At 63.7% G+C, this 13,539-nt stretch carries 16 protein-coding genes; 6 read left to right on the forward strand and 10 right to left on the reverse strand.

Going from position 1 to position 13,539, the window contains the following annotated elements; all coding sequences use genetic code 11:
- Positions 1-80: 80 nt before the first annotated feature.
- Positions 81-662 carry an NADPH-dependent FMN reductase gene (locus GON01_RS06525; RefSeq protein WP_157026568.1) on the forward strand — a complete coding sequence of 194 codons (582 nt, stop codon included), beginning with the start codon at positions 81-83 and terminating at the stop codon, positions 660-662.
- Positions 663-722: 60 nt separating this feature from the next.
- Here the strand turns inward: GON01_RS06525 and GON01_RS06530 are convergent, their stop codons facing one another.
- Positions 723-1,322 carry a cysteine hydrolase family protein gene (locus tag GON01_RS06530; RefSeq protein ID WP_309503835.1) on the reverse strand — a complete coding sequence of 200 codons (600 nt, stop codon included), beginning with the start codon at positions 1,320-1,322 and terminating at the stop codon, positions 723-725.
- A gap of 35 nt (positions 1,323-1,357) precedes the next feature.
- A complete protein-coding gene (locus tag GON01_RS06535) occupies positions 1,358-1,918 on the reverse strand; it encodes a hypothetical protein (protein ID WP_157026570.1) in 561 nt (186 codons plus the stop codon).
- Between the two features lie 164 nt (positions 1,919-2,082).
- On the opposite strand from GON01_RS06535, the gene GON01_RS06540 reads away from it, so the two are divergent.
- Genes GON01_RS06540 through GON01_RS06555 form a run of 4 tightly spaced genes read left to right on the forward strand, consistent with a single transcriptional unit; the run spans position 2,083 to position 4,895 of the window.
- Complete coding sequence (locus tag GON01_RS06540) at positions 2,083-2,331, forward strand: tautomerase family protein (RefSeq protein ID WP_181600213.1); 249 nt, start codon at positions 2,083-2,085, stop codon at positions 2,329-2,331.
- Positions 2,332-2,391: 60 nt separating this feature from the next.
- Complete coding sequence (locus GON01_RS06545) at positions 2,392-3,426, forward strand: NAD(P)H-dependent flavin oxidoreductase (RefSeq protein WP_332308475.1); 1,035 nt, start codon at positions 2,392-2,394, stop codon at positions 3,424-3,426.
- The gene (locus tag GON01_RS06550; RefSeq protein WP_157026572.1) at positions 3,423-3,905 is read left to right on the forward strand and encodes a DUF3237 domain-containing protein; all 483 of its coding nucleotides are present in this window, start codon (positions 3,423-3,425) and stop codon (positions 3,903-3,905) included. Before GON01_RS06545 ends, GON01_RS06550 begins: the two co-directional genes overlap by 4 nt.
- A gap of 36 nt (positions 3,906-3,941) precedes the next feature.
- Positions 3,942-4,895, forward strand: a complete 954-nt coding sequence (locus tag GON01_RS06555) for an alpha/beta fold hydrolase (protein WP_157026573.1) — start codon at positions 3,942-3,944, stop codon at positions 4,893-4,895.
- A 45-nt stretch (positions 4,896-4,940) separates the two neighbouring features.
- On the opposite strand, the gene GON01_RS06560 is transcribed toward GON01_RS06555, so the two are convergent.
- The 8 genes from GON01_RS06560 to GON01_RS06595 all read right to left on the reverse strand — a co-directional run bounded on the left by GON01_RS06560 (position 4,941) and on the right by GON01_RS06595 (position 12,073).
- On the reverse strand, positions 4,941-6,185 hold the full coding sequence (locus tag GON01_RS06560) for an epoxide hydrolase family protein (protein WP_232328707.1): 1,245 nt from the start codon (positions 6,183-6,185) through the stop codon (positions 4,941-4,943).
- A gap of 390 nt (positions 6,186-6,575) precedes the next feature.
- On the reverse strand, positions 6,576-7,433 hold the full coding sequence (locus GON01_RS06565) for an enoyl-CoA hydratase/isomerase family protein (RefSeq protein ID WP_198159796.1): 858 nt from the start codon (positions 7,431-7,433) through the stop codon (positions 6,576-6,578).
- A complete protein-coding gene (locus GON01_RS06570) occupies positions 7,408-8,115 on the reverse strand; it encodes an SDR family NAD(P)-dependent oxidoreductase (protein WP_157026575.1) in 708 nt (235 codons plus the stop codon). The genes GON01_RS06565 and GON01_RS06570 overlap by 26 nt, the downstream gene beginning before the upstream one ends.
- Positions 8,116-8,160: 45 nt before the next feature.
- Entirely contained in the window at positions 8,161-9,258 is a 1,098-nt protein-coding gene (locus tag GON01_RS06575) for an MBL fold metallo-hydrolase (RefSeq protein WP_232328708.1), read from the reverse strand.
- Between the two features lie 157 nt (positions 9,259-9,415).
- A complete protein-coding gene (locus GON01_RS06580; RefSeq protein ID WP_157026576.1) occupies positions 9,416-10,210 on the reverse strand; it encodes an SDR family NAD(P)-dependent oxidoreductase in 795 nt (264 codons plus the stop codon).
- A complete protein-coding gene (locus GON01_RS06585; RefSeq protein ID WP_157026577.1) occupies positions 10,207-10,881 on the reverse strand; it encodes an ATP-binding protein in 675 nt (224 codons plus the stop codon). The genes GON01_RS06580 and GON01_RS06585 overlap by 4 nt, the downstream gene beginning before the upstream one ends.
- Before the next feature lie 117 nt (positions 10,882-10,998).
- Complete coding sequence (locus GON01_RS06590; RefSeq protein WP_198159797.1) at positions 10,999-11,634, reverse strand: response regulator transcription factor; 636 nt, start codon at positions 11,632-11,634, stop codon at positions 10,999-11,001.
- 67 nt (positions 11,635-11,701) lie between these two features.
- Entirely contained in the window at positions 11,702-12,073 is a 372-nt protein-coding gene (locus GON01_RS06595; RefSeq protein WP_157026579.1) for a response regulator, read from the reverse strand.
- A gap of 365 nt (positions 12,074-12,438) precedes the next feature.
- On the opposite strand from GON01_RS06595, the gene GON01_RS06600 reads away from it, so the two are divergent.
- Positions 12,439-13,473, forward strand: a complete 1,035-nt coding sequence (locus tag GON01_RS06600) for an alpha/beta fold hydrolase (protein WP_157026580.1) — start codon at positions 12,439-12,441, stop codon at positions 13,471-13,473.
- Positions 13,474-13,539: the final 66 nt, after the last annotated feature.

Raw genomic sequence — 13,539 nt, forward strand, 5'->3', positions numbered from 1 at the left:
GGCGGCAATGCGACCTGGCGTCGCAGACGCATCCAAAAACGCAGGGGGCAACCTCCTGGAAGCAGAAAGGCGCCACTGACATGGCCAGACCGAACATCGCCGTGATTATGAGCACGACCCGCGCAACCCGGTTCGCAGACAAGCCAGCGAGGTGGATCCATGATTTTGCCGTGGCCCGGGGCGACATGGATGTCGAACTGATCGACCTGCGCGATTATCCGATGCCCTTCTTCGACGAAGCGGCGTCTAATGCGTGGGTTCCTACGCAGAACGAGGTCGCGGTGCGCTGGCAGAAGAAAGTGGCGGAGTTCGACGGATATATTTTCGTGACCGCAGAATATAATCGCAGCATCCCGGCGGTGCTCAAGAACGCACTCGACTATGCTTATCCGGAGTGGAACCGGAAGCCTGCCGCATGCCTGGGCTACGGGAGCGTCGGCGGAGCTCGCGCGGTCGAACAACTGCGCCTGATGTGCGTCGAGCTGCAGATGGCGCCGACACGGACCGGCGTCCACATCCAGGGCGGGGACTTCTATGAAGCCCTGCTTCAGGGCAGAGATATCGAGACGCTTCCGTACATCGGCGAGAATGCTGTCACGATGCTGGATGAGCTGATGTGGTGGACGAAGGCGCTCGCAGCGGCGCGGGCGAGCTCTGATTGAACCATTGGAGACCGACGCGGGCTCGACTCTACAGCAAGCCGAGCCCGCGGCCCTCGTCGTTCACTCCGCGATGACCGGTCCCGGCAACGCAGCCAGAAGCTGGGCCGTGGTCAGGATCGCATGGGCGTAGGTTGGGCCGTTCAGGTCATGGGCGGCTCGCATCAGCTCTTCAGAATAGGCCGCGGTCGCATCCCGGACCAAGGTCACGTGGTAGCCGATCTCCATCGCGTAGCGGGCGGTCGATTCAACGCAGGTATTGGCGAGGAGGCCAACAATGATCAGGTGGGTGATGCCACGCTGCCTTAGCTGCTGGTCAAGGTCGGTGTTGGCAAAGCCGCTTTGCGCCCAGTGCTCCGTCGCGATGATATCCCCTGGCCTAGGAGCGAAGTCCGGGTGCCAGTCTCCGCCCCATTCGCCCCGCGCAAACGAATGGCGGCGCATGATCGCGATTTGGGTCGGGTTGGGGTGCTGCCAGTCCTCATAATCGCCGGGCTCCCACCGCCGGTGAGGTGCGATCGCGACCTGAATGCCGGCCTTACGCGCGGCGGCATGGAGCGCTCGCAGATTGTCGATCAGACGCACTGCCTCGGCAACGGGCTTGACGCGCGGCCAGACCTTGCCGCCCTCGGAGAGGAAGTCGTTATAGGGGTCGACCAGCACCAATGCCGTCGACTCCTTATCGTAGCGCGGCGGTGTCATGCGACGGCTCGCGCCGCGATGGGCTCGTCCGCTTGGCCGCGGAGTGCAGCGCGCTCGATGCTCGCCGCAAAAAGCGGCGTTTCGCCCTGGTTGTGCGCGATCGACATGGGCTGGCGCTGCGTGCGAAACACCTCGAACGGGATGCCCTGGCGGTCCAGCAGGTCGAGCAACGCGTCGGTTGCTGTCGAACGAACATGGTTCGTGAATTCGCAGCGGCCGTCGTCGAGCGCGCGGACCGTCAGTTCCCAAAGCACGTTGATCGTCGTGCGTCCGTTGGGGGTGAAGACATCGGACACCGATTCCAGGATCAGATGGTCTTTCTCGCCGAGCCGCTCGACATAATGCTGTACCATCAGGCTGCCGCCGATCACTTCGACGTTGATCGACATCCGCTTGCCGTCCGGGCCGGTGGTGTAGCCAGCGGCCACGTGCGCCGGCGAGCATCCCTGATATTCCCTATCGGGCAAAGTGAATGCCCAAGCCGGCAGATCAATGGCGGCGAGAGGTGCATTGATGACGGCGGTAAAGCTGGAGTCGACGATCTCCGGATTGCTCATGCTCGATCTCCTCGCGTGGGATGGAGGAGCGACGCGCTCACCCACCGGTGATCGAGGTAGGATTGGTTTACGATCGGCCGAATTGCGCTTTGGTGTATAGATACCAAGGTCCAATTCCTCCGGCGCAGCCTGCCCGTCATTGAGGCTGGAGCAGGAGAACAGCCGTGCCGTTCGTTACCGTCCAGCTCACGCGTGAAGGCACCGACGAGGGTGTCGATCACGTCACGGCCGCTCAGAAGGCGGCGATCTTCCAGGGCATCAGCCAGGTGCTCCTCGACGTGCTCGGAAAGCCCCACGACTGGACCTGGGTGGTCATCCAGGAAGTCGACCCGGAGGATTGGGGCTGGGGCGGACTGCCCGTGCTCGAGTTTCGCAAGCGGCTGGGCGCTGCTCGCGCGGCCACCACCGACTGACGATCCACGCGCGAGCGCGATCCGATGCCGCCGCGATCACCGCTGCTTTCGCGTCTCGGCATGAGGCTGCCGATCATCCAGGCTCCCATGGCCGGGATCTCCTCGCCAGAAATGGCTGCCGCTGTGAGCGACGCCGGCGCGCTTGGCTCGATCGGCATCGGATCCGTCGCCGCCGAGCGCGCCGGCGCAATGATCGCGGCGGTGCGCGCCCGGACGGATGCGCCGTTCAACGTCAACCTGTTCTGCCACGCGCCGGCCGAGAGTGACCCCGCGGTCGAGCGGACATGGATCGCGCGGCTGCAGCCAAGCTTTGCGGCGTTCGGGGCCGCTCCCCCACCGGTTCTTTCGGAAATCTATCGCAGCTTCACCGCCGATCAGGAAATGCTCGCGATGCTGCTGCAGCTGCGACCACCGATCCTCAGCTTTCATTTCGGGCTGCCTACGCCAGCCGCGATCGAGGCGCTCCGCAGCGCCGGCATCAGGACTCTGGCCACTGCCACCAATATTGACGAGGCCCGCCAGATCGAAGCGGCGGGACTGGACGCGATCGTCGCGCAGGGATGGGAAGCGGGCGGCCATCGCGGCAGCTTCGATCCGGACGCTCTGGACGATGAACTCGGCACGGTTGCGCTGACGCGGCTCCTCGTGCGCGAAGTCCGCCTGCCGGTGATTGCCGCCGGCGGGATTATGGATGGTGCGGGGATAGCGGCGATGCTCAAGCTCGGCGCGGCCGCGGTTCAACTGGGCACCGTCTTCGTCGCCTGCAACGAAAGCCTTGCGGACGAGGGCTATCGGAAAGCTCTTGCCGGCGTGGGTGCCTGGCACACCGTAATGACCCGCGTCATCTCGGGGCGGCCGGCTCGCTGTCTCGCCAATCGCTTCACCGCGTTGGGACGCGGCGTTCCAGAGTCTGCAGTGCCGGATTATCCGATTGCATACGACATCGGGAAAGCCCTGCATTCCGCCGCTTCAGCCCATGGCGAGTTCGGGTTCGGCGCCCAATGGGCCGGCCAAGGTGCACCGCTTGCCAGGCGAATGGGCGCGGCCGCTCTCGTCGCGACCCTCGCCCAGGAGCTTGAGGAGGCTTTTTCATGAGCAGCGAATCCAGCGGGAATATGACGCCTCTCGCCGCGCGCCCCCTGTTTATGATGCGGCTGCTGGTCGGCCCCCTCCAGACAATCGGCGGCCCGGCCGGTGCCGGACGGCGGGTCGGCGGAATCCCGGGCGGACGCTTTGATGGCGAGAAGCTCCGCGGCGTCGTGCTGCCCGGAGGTGCCGATTGGCAGATCGAGCGCAGCGACGGCGCGATCGAGCTCGATGCCCGCATCGTGCTGCAGACGGACGACGATGCGCTGATCGGGATGACCTATGTCGGACTGCGCCACGGCGCTCCCGAGGTTATGGCCAGGCTTGGACGCGGGGAGGCGGTCGCTCCTTCGGAATATTATTTCAGGATCGTCGCGCGATTTTCGACCTCCGATCCGCGCTACCAATGGCTCAACAGCATCATTGCCGTCGGGATCGGACATCGCCTGCCGGAAGGGCCCGTCTATCTCGTGCACGAGATTGCGTGACAAACTTACCGCTGTGCCGCTCGAAAGGACGTGGCGATGAAATGCAAGGCTTTGCTCGCGCTCGTGTCGGCTCTGTCCGTCGCGGGTGGGTCCGGCAAGGCAGCGGAAGCGGCGACGAGGACGCCCACCAGCTATCATTGGGTGCGCGTCGGTGGCCTTAATCTCTTCTATCGGGAAGCGGGCCCGAGAGATGCGCCGACGATCGTGCTGCTGCATGGCTACCCGTCTTCGTCGCGGATGTATGAGCCGGTCATTCCGCTGCTGTCCGGCCGTTATCATCTGATCGCGCCCGACTATCCCGGGTTCGGGCACAGCGATGCACCCTCGCCGGACGACTATGCCTACACGTTCGATCACCTGGCGGAATCGACGAGCGCGCTCCTCAGCACGCTCGGCATCCAGCGCTATGTACTGTTCATGCAAGACTATGGTGGTCCGGTGGGCTTCCGGATGATGATGCGCGAACCGGGAGCCGTTCAGGCCATTATCGTCCAGAACGCAAACGCCTATGAGGAAGGTCTCGGCGCGAAATGGTCAGGTATCACTCGCTACTGGGCGGACCCCGCTGGACATGCCGAGGAGCTCGACAAGTTCATGTCTCTCGAAGGCGCGAGGCAGCGCCACGTCGGTAACAGTCCGAATGCCGAGCGCTACAACCCGGACAGCTGGACCGATGAATATGCGATGCTGTCGCGTGCTGGCGCGCGCGCGATCCAGGGCGCGCTCCTCTACGATTACCGCACCAACGTCGCCGCCTACCCGGTGTGGCAGGCGTGGCTGCGCGAGCGCCAGCCGCCGACGCTTGTGCTTTGGGGACGCTATGATCCGTCGTTCATCGTGCCGGGCGCGCTGGCCTATGCCCACGACTTGCCTCAAGCAGAGATTCACCTGCTCGATGCCGGTCATTTCGCGCTCGATGAGAAGGCGCAGGAGGTCGCAAATCTGGTGCTGCGCTTCCTTGACCGCCGGCTGAGCACAACCAACAGATAGTCGATCGGCGCGGGAGGAGGCCCAGCCTCCTCCCCTTTTGCGTCTTTAGCGCAAGGAGCGGAAGGTCGCGCGCAGCTCCTCGGTGAATGCGCGCGGCTGCTCCCATGCGGCAAAATGTCCGCCCTTCGGCAAGCGACCATAGTGGACAAGCTTGGGATAGGCCTTTTCCGCCCAGCTACGCGGCGCCGTGTAGATCTCGTCGGGGAAAGCGCTGACGCCCATTGGGATCTTCACTCCTTTAGGAGCGAAGAAGGCGAGCTTGCTTTCCCAGTAGAGCCGCGCCGACGAAACCGCGGTGTTGGTGAGCCAGTAGAGCGTGACATTGTCCAGCACGTCATCCCGGGTCAGCCCTTCCGCCTGGCCGTCGAAAACCCGCGTGATCAGGTCCTGGCTGCGGGCATCATGGTCGAGCATCCAGGCCGCAAGCCCGATCGGAGAGTCGGCCAGCGCGTAAAGCGTCTGAGGCCGGTTCGCCATTTCCTGGGCATAGCCGAGGCCATGTTTGTAGAAGCTGTCGAGCTGGTCGTAAGCGTATTTCTCATCCCCTGACAGGCCGGCGGGCGCGGCGCCGCCGGCGGCCAGCGCGGCGGCGATATCGGCCGGAACCGTCGCCGGCATATTGGTGTGGACGCCAATCAACCCCGGCGGAGCAATCAGGGCCATCTGTTCCGTGACGGCGTTGCCCCAGTCGCCGCCTTGCGCCACGTAGCGGGTATAGCCAAGCCGTTGCATCAGCGTGATCCAGGCCCGTGCGATGCGGATCGGATCCCAGCCGAGCTCGGTCGGCTTGCCCGAAAAGCCGTGTCCCGGGAGCGACGGGATCACCACGTCGAACGCATCCGCCGCTGTTCCGCCGTGCGCGGTCGGATCGGTGAGCGGACCGATGACCTTCATCTGCTCGATGACCGACCCAGGCCAGCCGTGTGTGATGATGACGGGCAGCGCCTTGGGATGCTTCGATTTCACATGGATGAAGTGGATGTCCACACCATCGATATTGGAAATGAACTGGGGGTAGGCGTTGAGCCGCGCCTCGACCTTTCTCCAGTCGTGGCTGTTCTGCCAATAGTCGGCGAGCTTGCGCATAGTCGCCAGCTTGACCCCTTGAGACGCGTCCCCGACGAGCTCCCGGTCCGGCCAGTTGGTCGCGGCGATACGGCGCTTCAGATCCTGCAGCGCGTCGTCGGGGGCCCGGAACCTGAACGGCCGGATGGCCGACCCTGTCACCCCTTCGGCGAGGGCGCTGCCGTCGGCCGCCGTGGAAGCGGCAGAGCCGGCAGAACTTGCCATAGATGCCTGCGCCAAAGGGGGCATCAACAGGCCGGCAAATCCGGCGAAAGCAGAACCGACGAAATGACGCCGTTCGAGCAGGGCTAGACTCATCGACATGGCAGGCTCCTCTTTGCAAGTTCAGTGGCAACGAAGAGCCGGACGATCGGATATTGTGACGCCATTACCCATAGGACCATGGTGCATATAGACCATGGTGTTGATGCTCTTCCCGAGATCGATCGCGCCGATGACAGTCGCGGCGAATCCTTGCGCCGGCAGCTGGGCGGGTGGCCAACGCGCGCTACGGCAACGTCGCAAGCGGAAGCTGAAGCCGGATGACTGTCCCTCTGCGGGTCACCCCGGGGAGGCCCGCCGGCCTCAGGAAATCCTGTCGGCAGGCGGACCGCCTTAAGTCCGCGTCAGCACCACATGACGTCCGAGCTCAAGCTCCACGGCCGACCGGGTCTGCAGTCCGGCTTCCAATAGCGCAGCCATCCGCGCCCGGGTCGCCGGCCGTGCGACTGACCGGAAAAAAGTCTCGAGTGCAGCGGGGAACAGCGCGTCGTCAGGCAGCGAGACCTGATCCAAGAACCGCTTCGCTTCAGCCAGTGCTTCCTTTTCAAAACCGGCAACGCGGCGCGCGAAACCATCAACGAAGACATCGAGATCGCCATCAGGGAGGGTGCGATTGACGTAGCCATAGCGCTCCGCCAGCGCGCCGGAAAAATCATCGGCACCGAGGACGATTTCGATCGCCCGGCCGCGACCAACCAGCCCGCCGAGGCGCGCCATAGGATTCGCGCCTGGAACAGCCCCTACCCCGACTTCGAACTGGCCAAGCACCGCCTTCTCGCTCGCGAAGCGGATGTCGCAGGCGAGCGCGAACTCGCTGCCGGCGCCTCGTGCGCGGCCGCGGATCGCAGCAATGGACACGACCGGTGCGCGGCTGAGCCGCGAGAGGACATCGAGCCAGGGGTGCATGCCCGTCGGCCCAGGTGCCATAGCGGCCGTGCGCGCCTTGTCAGCAAGGACGTCATAGTGAGCCAGGAAGAAATCCGGGTCGCTGCTTTGGAACACGATCACCTTCACATCCGGGTCGCGTTCGAGCTCCGCCACCAGGTCCGAAAGCTCTGCAATGGTGTCCGGATCGATGAGGTTGATCGGTGGGTTGGAAAAGGTCGCGCGCCAGTACCCGGCCTGAGGGCGCGTGATCGAAATCTGGTTCTGCATCCCGCAACCCTCAATGACCGGCGGATTGTCCGCCATCGACGTGGATGGTCTCGCCCGTCACGAAGCCGGCGTTCTCGAGAAAGAGCACGGCGCTGACGATCTCCGGAATCTCGCCCATGCGACCGACCGGATGGAGGGCGGCGAGGCCCGGGTGTGTCTCGGGCGGATGCATCGGCGTCTTGATCACGCCTGGAGCAACCGCATTCACCCGAATCCCGCGCGTCGCATATTCGACTGCGAGGCTCCGGGTGGCGGCGGCCACGCCGCCCTTTGTCAGGGAGGCAAGCACCGAAGGTACCGCCGACAAAGGATGCTCGACGAGCGCAGTCGTGATGCTGACGACGTGGCCGCCTCCCTGCGTCTCCATTGCCGCCACCGCGGCTTGCGTGATGAAGAAGAAGCCGCCGAGATTGGTCGCGACGACATCGGCATAGTCTTCCGGCGTGTAGGCCGTGAATGGCCGGGCGACGAAGATGCCCGCATTGTTGATCAGCGTATCGACGCGCCCGAACCGGTCCAGCGCCCGCGCCACCACATCGGAGCCGGTGCGCGGATCACCGATATCCGCCGGGATCGACAGCAGGTCGGTGGTATCGGCGGAGGCGATTGATCGCGAAGTCGTGGCAACGCGATAGTCGAGATCCAGATAGGCGCGCACGAGTGCCGCGCCGATGCCTTGTGATCCGCCGGTAATGATGGCGACTTTGCGTTCAGTCATGCTCGTGCCTTTGGATGTTGAGAAGTGAGAGTGGGGCAACGCCCGTCAGTCGATGCGCAGGCTCTGCTCCATCGCGTAACACTGGTCCCAAATGTAGACGTCGTAGGCCGCGAGCCGGGACTGCCACTTCGGCGTCAATGTGTTGACGCACTGGACGACCACGCGATCGATATAGTTGTCGAAGACCGCCCAGGGGTTTGCCTTGTCCGCCGGGTCGATTTCACGGCCGATTTCGGTCGTCTTCAATGCCGTCGCAGCCGCGGACTTGAGGTCTGCCATAAACTCGAGTTGAAGGCGGACGTCGGCGTGGGTCCCCACCCGACTGACGTGGCCGCCGATCAGGGTCTCGAACGGCACGCGGTCGATTTCCGCAACCTGATCGAAATAGCCGGGGACGTCCTGCGCCAGCGCCAACCGACGCCAGGGCATCCAGCCTGGAAACACGACGTCGACCACCATCAGAACGCGCTGCTCCGGCGCGTAGATGAAGATGTTGCCCGGCTCGTGGGCGACGCCATGATAGCTGAGTTCGAGGCGCTGAGTGCCGACCTGCAGCTTATATCGATCCTTGAACGTGACCGACGGGACCGGCCGGTTCGGATCCCTGGCTCGCGTCAGCAGGCGCGCGGTCTCCTCCTGTGCGATCAGGATTGGTTGCCCGCCAAGCTCTTTCACACCGCCGATGTGATCGATGTGCGAGTGGCTGTAGACGACGTGGGTGACCGGAAGGCTCGTGACCTCCGCGATCGCTGCCCGGAGATGCTTGGCATAGGTCGGCGGTGCATCGACGACGACGACGCCCGTTTCATAGACCAGGAACATCGATTGGTAGGCGTTCTCGGTGACCAAGAAGAGGCCCCGGCCCAGTTGCTGCAGGCGATAGCCTTTCGCCGGATCGATCGGCGGCGCTTTCGCGCTCTCCATAATCGGGAGGTAGCGATCGGGCCGGACGCCGATCGGCGCGAGTGCCGGCATATTCGTGTACGGAACGCCTGCCGCCCCAACCGGCACCTCAGCGCCGCCGGGAGCGGAGGTGAAGCCGCCGAGCGCGGCTGCTGCGCAAAACGCCGCGGCGGTCGCGCGCTTGGTCCGAGAAATGGGCAGACGAACCTGCGGGTCGGCAGGGAAAGACGGGAAGGACATCGCTTGCTCCCATGATCATCTGGGGAGCAAGATGAGCGGCTGGCGGGCCGGGCAGAATTGCACGATGGTATCGCCTATACTTTCGTCCTATCCGCTGGCCGGCTCGGCACGGGACGCAGTGCGGGCATCGCGTGCGCCTCTTCAGTGCCGCTCCCGATTACACGCGGGCGTAGCGTGCGGCAGGCGAGGCATGCGACAGGTTCGGAACAAGGGCCTGCCGAGCGGACTCGAATGCTTCCCAGTCGCCCTCGTCGGGCAGTGAAGGGATGGTCACGAACTCCCCCTGGTCAAAGCCGGCCAGCGCGGAATCGACGACATCATCGGCCGACATGACGATCGCCTTTGGCAGGGCATCGACGGGCGTTCCGGACAGGCGCCAGAAGTCGGTAGCGGTGGCGCCGGGAAGGACGACCTGCACCCGTATGCCTTTTGGCGCGAGTTCGTGGCGCAGGGCCTGGCTTAGCGCGAGGACAAAGGCCTTCGTGCCGCCATAGACGCCGTTCAACGTTTCGGGTGCAATTGCGACGATCGAGGCGATGTTGATGATTGCGCCCTGGCCGCGTGACAAAAAGACCGATGCCGCCGCCCCGGCGAGTCGGGCGACCGCGCCCACGTTCAGCGCGATCATATCGGCCATCACGTCCGGATCTGCCTGCGCGATCGGCGCCGTCGACCCGAAGCCGGCGTTGTTGACCAGCATTCCTATTCGGGGATCCGCGATCAGGCGGTCGGCAATCTCCTGCTGACCGGCCCTTCCCGTCAGATCGACGGACATCGTCTCAACCGAGACCCCGCTCTTCAGCCTGATGCTGGCTGCCACTTGATTGAGGCGGTCCCTGTTCCGCGCAACCAGGATTAGGTTCCAGCCTCGCTGTGCCAGTCGATCGGCGTAGATCGCGCCGATGCCGGCGGAAGCGCCCGTGATCAGGGCTGTCTCAGGTGCCTTGTTCATGCGACTTCGCTCCACTTCGCGCTGAAATCGCCGAGCATCGTGGGAGCTTCGACCGGTATGCGCATGGTCGCGACCGCTCCCTCGACCGTGAAGCTCCAGTCGACGCGGCCGCCGAGTTCATTGACCAAGCCTCGGATCAGGCCTTGGCCCCTGCCAGGAACCGTGCGAACCGAAGGTCTTCCGTTATCCCGCACTTCGCAGACCAGAATCCCGATTCGTTCCTCAATCGAGACCGAGATCTGCCCTTCGCTGCCTCCCAAGCCATGGCGCGCCGCGTTTCGGATCAACTCAACCAAGATTAGCCCGATTCGCCAGCATTGGTCGGCGGGAAGCCTTACCTCAGCGGTAGTCAGGACGAGACGCACGCGCCGCTGGGCCAGCGTTGCCCGCGTAAAAGCCTCGCAGATTCTGGAAACATGCGCGCCGAGGTCTGCATCGTCCGGAACCGCGGGCGGCATCAGCGTGCGGTGGGCGGCTGCGTGATCGCGAAGTCGGCTGGCGGCACGGTCGATGGCGGCCTTGGCAATGGGGTCACCGGTGCTCGACGCCGCCAATGACAGGCTTGAGATCGCCTCGGCATATTCGTTGACGACGCGATGGTTCAGCTCTTCGACCAGCGCCAGCGAAACGAGTGAAACCGTCGCTTTCGCGACCGAGCGAGACTCCAACATTCGTGCCTCCTGACCTCTGCCCCTCAAGGCGGGCGGTGCACGTTTCTTCTGCGAACGAGGTCCGTCTCGCTATTGGACCTTGGTGTAGGACAACCCTTAGAATTGGCCCGCCGTTCGCTAGCTTGGCGTGTGTGTTGCCCCGCCGAGCTGCTCAGTCATGCGGACGAGATCCGCGAAGGACCTTGCCTTCATCTTCTCCATGACGCGCCCACGATGGGCTTTGACCGTGATTTCGCTGATGCCGAGTTCTCCGCCCACCTGCTTGTTGAGCAGGCCGGCCGCGATCAGGTGCAGCACCTCCTTTTCGCGCCGGCTCAACGTATCGTAGCGAGCCTGGAGTGCCTTGATGCGGGCCAGCTCGTCGGTCGCGATCCTGCTTGCCTCGAGAGCACGCTCGATTGCCGTCAGGAGCACCTCCTCGTCCAACGGTTTGGTCAGGAACTCGGCGGCGCCGGCCTTCATCGCGCGCACCGTCATCGGCACGTCGCCGTAGCCGGTCATGAAGATTATCGGCATCTCCCTCCGCCGATCCGCGATCAGGGCTTGCAGATCAAGACCGCTAAGGTCGGGCAGGCTCACGTCGAGCAGCAGACATTTGGGGCCGTCCGGCACCACCCAGTCAAGAAAAGCAGTCGCGGAATCGAAGCTCCGGATCGTCCAGCCGGCAAGTTCAAGCATCGGCTCCAGCGACTCGCGTATCGACACATCGTCGTCGACAATGATGACGGTCGGCTTCGGATCGGGCGTGCTCATCGTACCGGTCCTGAAAGCGTGAGCGATACTCCTGCTATGGGCGGCAAGTGCATACATCGGCAAATCCTCATTCGGATCGCAGCGCGACCCTGATAGCATCAAGGATGGCGCTTTCGCTGAACGGCTTGATTAGGCATGCTGCAGCTCCGCTGCTGAGAAGCGAGTGCCACGCATTCTCGTCCGAGTGGGCGGTGATGAAAACAATGGGAATGTCGTGCCTGCGGCGCTCCAACTCCTGTTGCAGACCAGGCCCCGTCATCCCGGGCATCGTCACGTCGAGCACCAGACAATCGGCGATCTCCAGCTCGACGGACTCCAGGAATGCCTCCGCGGAAGCAAACGGTCGTGCGTCGAAACCGAACGAGCGGAGGAGATCGGGAAGCGACTCCCTCACCGACTCGTCGTCATCAATGACCGCGATCACCTTACGATTGTCCATTCCAGTTCCTCATGGTCCTCATCTGCTTGAGAACCGGGCATTTGGCTCGCGACCTCTCTGACTGAATGGACAGCCCAAATGCGGTGGACGGACGCATATCGCGTCAGTGCGGTTTGAAGTTTTTCACCTCCAGCCTTGCAGAACGCCCGGACAGGATGCGTCTAAAGCGAGTGCCGGTCTATCGCTACTTTGGTATTGGTTCATCGCGAGACCGAGCAATGCCCGCCCCATGCTGCTCGGCACCTAGACCATCGTATAATGGTAGCGGGCCATTGCGTGTCCGATCTTTCGGCAAATGCGTCTCGAATGGACAGCCAAGAACGGCCGCCGGGCAGAGCCGACTGGTGCTTTAGGGAGAAAACGGGATGAAAGGCGATCCGACCCGCCGCGACTTGTTAGGTGCCGTAGCGATTGGTGCCGCCATGGCCAGTTCCCCCGCATTCTCCTCGTCCCCGAAGACGATCGAGAACGGTGCGAAGAGCATGGTGGCACCGCCTTTTGTGGTGAAAAGCGTCAAGGCTGGGGGGCTGGACATCGCCTACGCCGAGGCGGGTCCGCCCGACGGCGATCCGGTCATCCTTCTTCACGGCTGGCCGTATGACATTCACAGCTTCGACGAGGTCGCTCCCGAGCTTGCGGCAGCCGGATGTCGCGTTCTCATCCCTTACCTGCGCGGGTTCGGTCCAACCCGTTTCCTATCCAGCGCAACGATGAGAAATGGCCAGCCTGCGGCGGTTGCGTCTGACACGCTTGCGATGATGGACGCGCTCGCCATTCCGTCGGCCATTCTCGCGGGGTTCGACTGGGGCGCGCGCAGCGCCGACATTATCGCCGCGCTGTGGCCTGGACGGTGTCGCGGCTTGGTATCTGTGAGCGGCTACCTGATCGGCAGCCAGGCTGCAGGGAAAATGCCTCTGCCGCCAGCTGCGGAGCTTCAATGGTGGTATCAGTTCTACTTTGCGACGGAGCGAGGCCGCGAAGGCTATGCTCGCTATCGGCGCGACTTTGCACGCCTGATCTGGCAGCTGGCGTCGCCTAGATGGGCCTTTGATGATGAGACGTTCGCGCGGTCGGCAGCCGCTTTGGACAACCCGGACCACGTCGACATTGTTATCCATAACTACAGGTGGCGCCAAGGCTTGGCGGGCGGCGAACGTCAGTATGACGATCTCGAGCAGCGGCTTTCATCGTCGCCCACGATCTCGGTCCCAACGATCACGCTGGAAGGCGATGCCAATGGAGCGCCGCACCCGGACCCGTCGAGCTATGCAACCAGGTTCACCGGCTTGTACGCGCATCGCCTGGTCCGGGGCGGCATAGGACATAACCTGCCGCAGGAGGCTCCGCAGGCCTTCGCTGCGTCCATTCTGGATGTTCGATCCGGGAGCTTTTCCGCCTGATACTGCAGCTCTCGGGTGCCCGCCCCGCGTGTCAGACCTGGAGAGTTCTCCCCTTAGGTTGCTCAC

The sequence above is a fragment of the Sphingomonas horti genome (genome assembly GCF_009753715.1).
GTDB lineage: Bacteria > Pseudomonadota > Alphaproteobacteria > Sphingomonadales > Sphingomonadaceae > Sphingomonas_B > Sphingomonas_B horti.

What these genes read in the sequence shown, in the direction of transcription:
- GON01_RS06525 (WP_157026568.1), top strand. Translation starts at nt 81, where the DNA reads ATGGCCAGACCGAACATCGCCGTGATTATGAGCACGACCCGCGCAACC.
- GON01_RS06535 (WP_157026570.1), bottom strand. Translation starts at nt 1,918, where the DNA reads ATGAGCAATCCGGAGATCGTCGACTCCAGCTTTACCGCCGTCATCAAT.
- GON01_RS06545 (WP_332308475.1), top strand. Translation starts at nt 2,392, where the DNA reads ATGAGGCTGCCGATCATCCAGGCTCCCATGGCCGGGATCTCCTCGCCA.
- GON01_RS06550 (WP_157026572.1), top strand. Translation starts at nt 3,423, where the DNA reads ATGAGCAGCGAATCCAGCGGGAATATGACGCCTCTCGCCGCGCGCCCC.
- GON01_RS06555 (WP_157026573.1), top strand. Translation starts at nt 3,942, where the DNA reads ATGAAATGCAAGGCTTTGCTCGCGCTCGTGTCGGCTCTGTCCGTCGCG.
- GON01_RS06560 (WP_232328707.1), bottom strand. Translation starts at nt 6,185, where the DNA reads ATGGCAAGTTCTGCCGGCTCTGCCGCTTCCACGGCGGCCGACGGCAGC.
- GON01_RS06565 (WP_198159796.1), bottom strand. Translation starts at nt 7,433, where the DNA reads ATGGCGGACAATCCGCCGGTCATTGAGGGTTGCGGGATGCAGAACCAG.
- GON01_RS06570 (WP_157026575.1), bottom strand. Translation starts at nt 8,115, where the DNA reads ATGACTGAACGCAAAGTCGCCATCATTACCGGCGGATCACAAGGCATC.
- GON01_RS06575 (WP_232328708.1), bottom strand. Translation starts at nt 9,258, where the DNA reads ATGTCCTTCCCGTCTTTCCCTGCCGACCCGCAGGTTCGTCTGCCCATT.
- GON01_RS06580 (WP_157026576.1), bottom strand. Translation starts at nt 10,210, where the DNA reads ATGAACAAGGCACCTGAGACAGCCCTGATCACGGGCGCTTCCGCCGGC.
- GON01_RS06585 (WP_157026577.1), bottom strand. Translation starts at nt 10,881, where the DNA reads ATGTTGGAGTCTCGCTCGGTCGCGAAAGCGACGGTTTCACTCGTTTCG.
- GON01_RS06590 (WP_198159797.1), bottom strand. Translation starts at nt 11,634, where the DNA reads ATGAGCACGCCCGATCCGAAGCCGACCGTCATCATTGTCGACGACGAT.
- GON01_RS06595 (WP_157026579.1), bottom strand. Translation starts at nt 12,073, where the DNA reads ATGGACAATCGTAAGGTGATCGCGGTCATTGATGACGACGAGTCGGTG.
- GON01_RS06600 (WP_157026580.1), top strand. Translation starts at nt 12,439, where the DNA reads ATGAAAGGCGATCCGACCCGCCGCGACTTGTTAGGTGCCGTAGCGATT.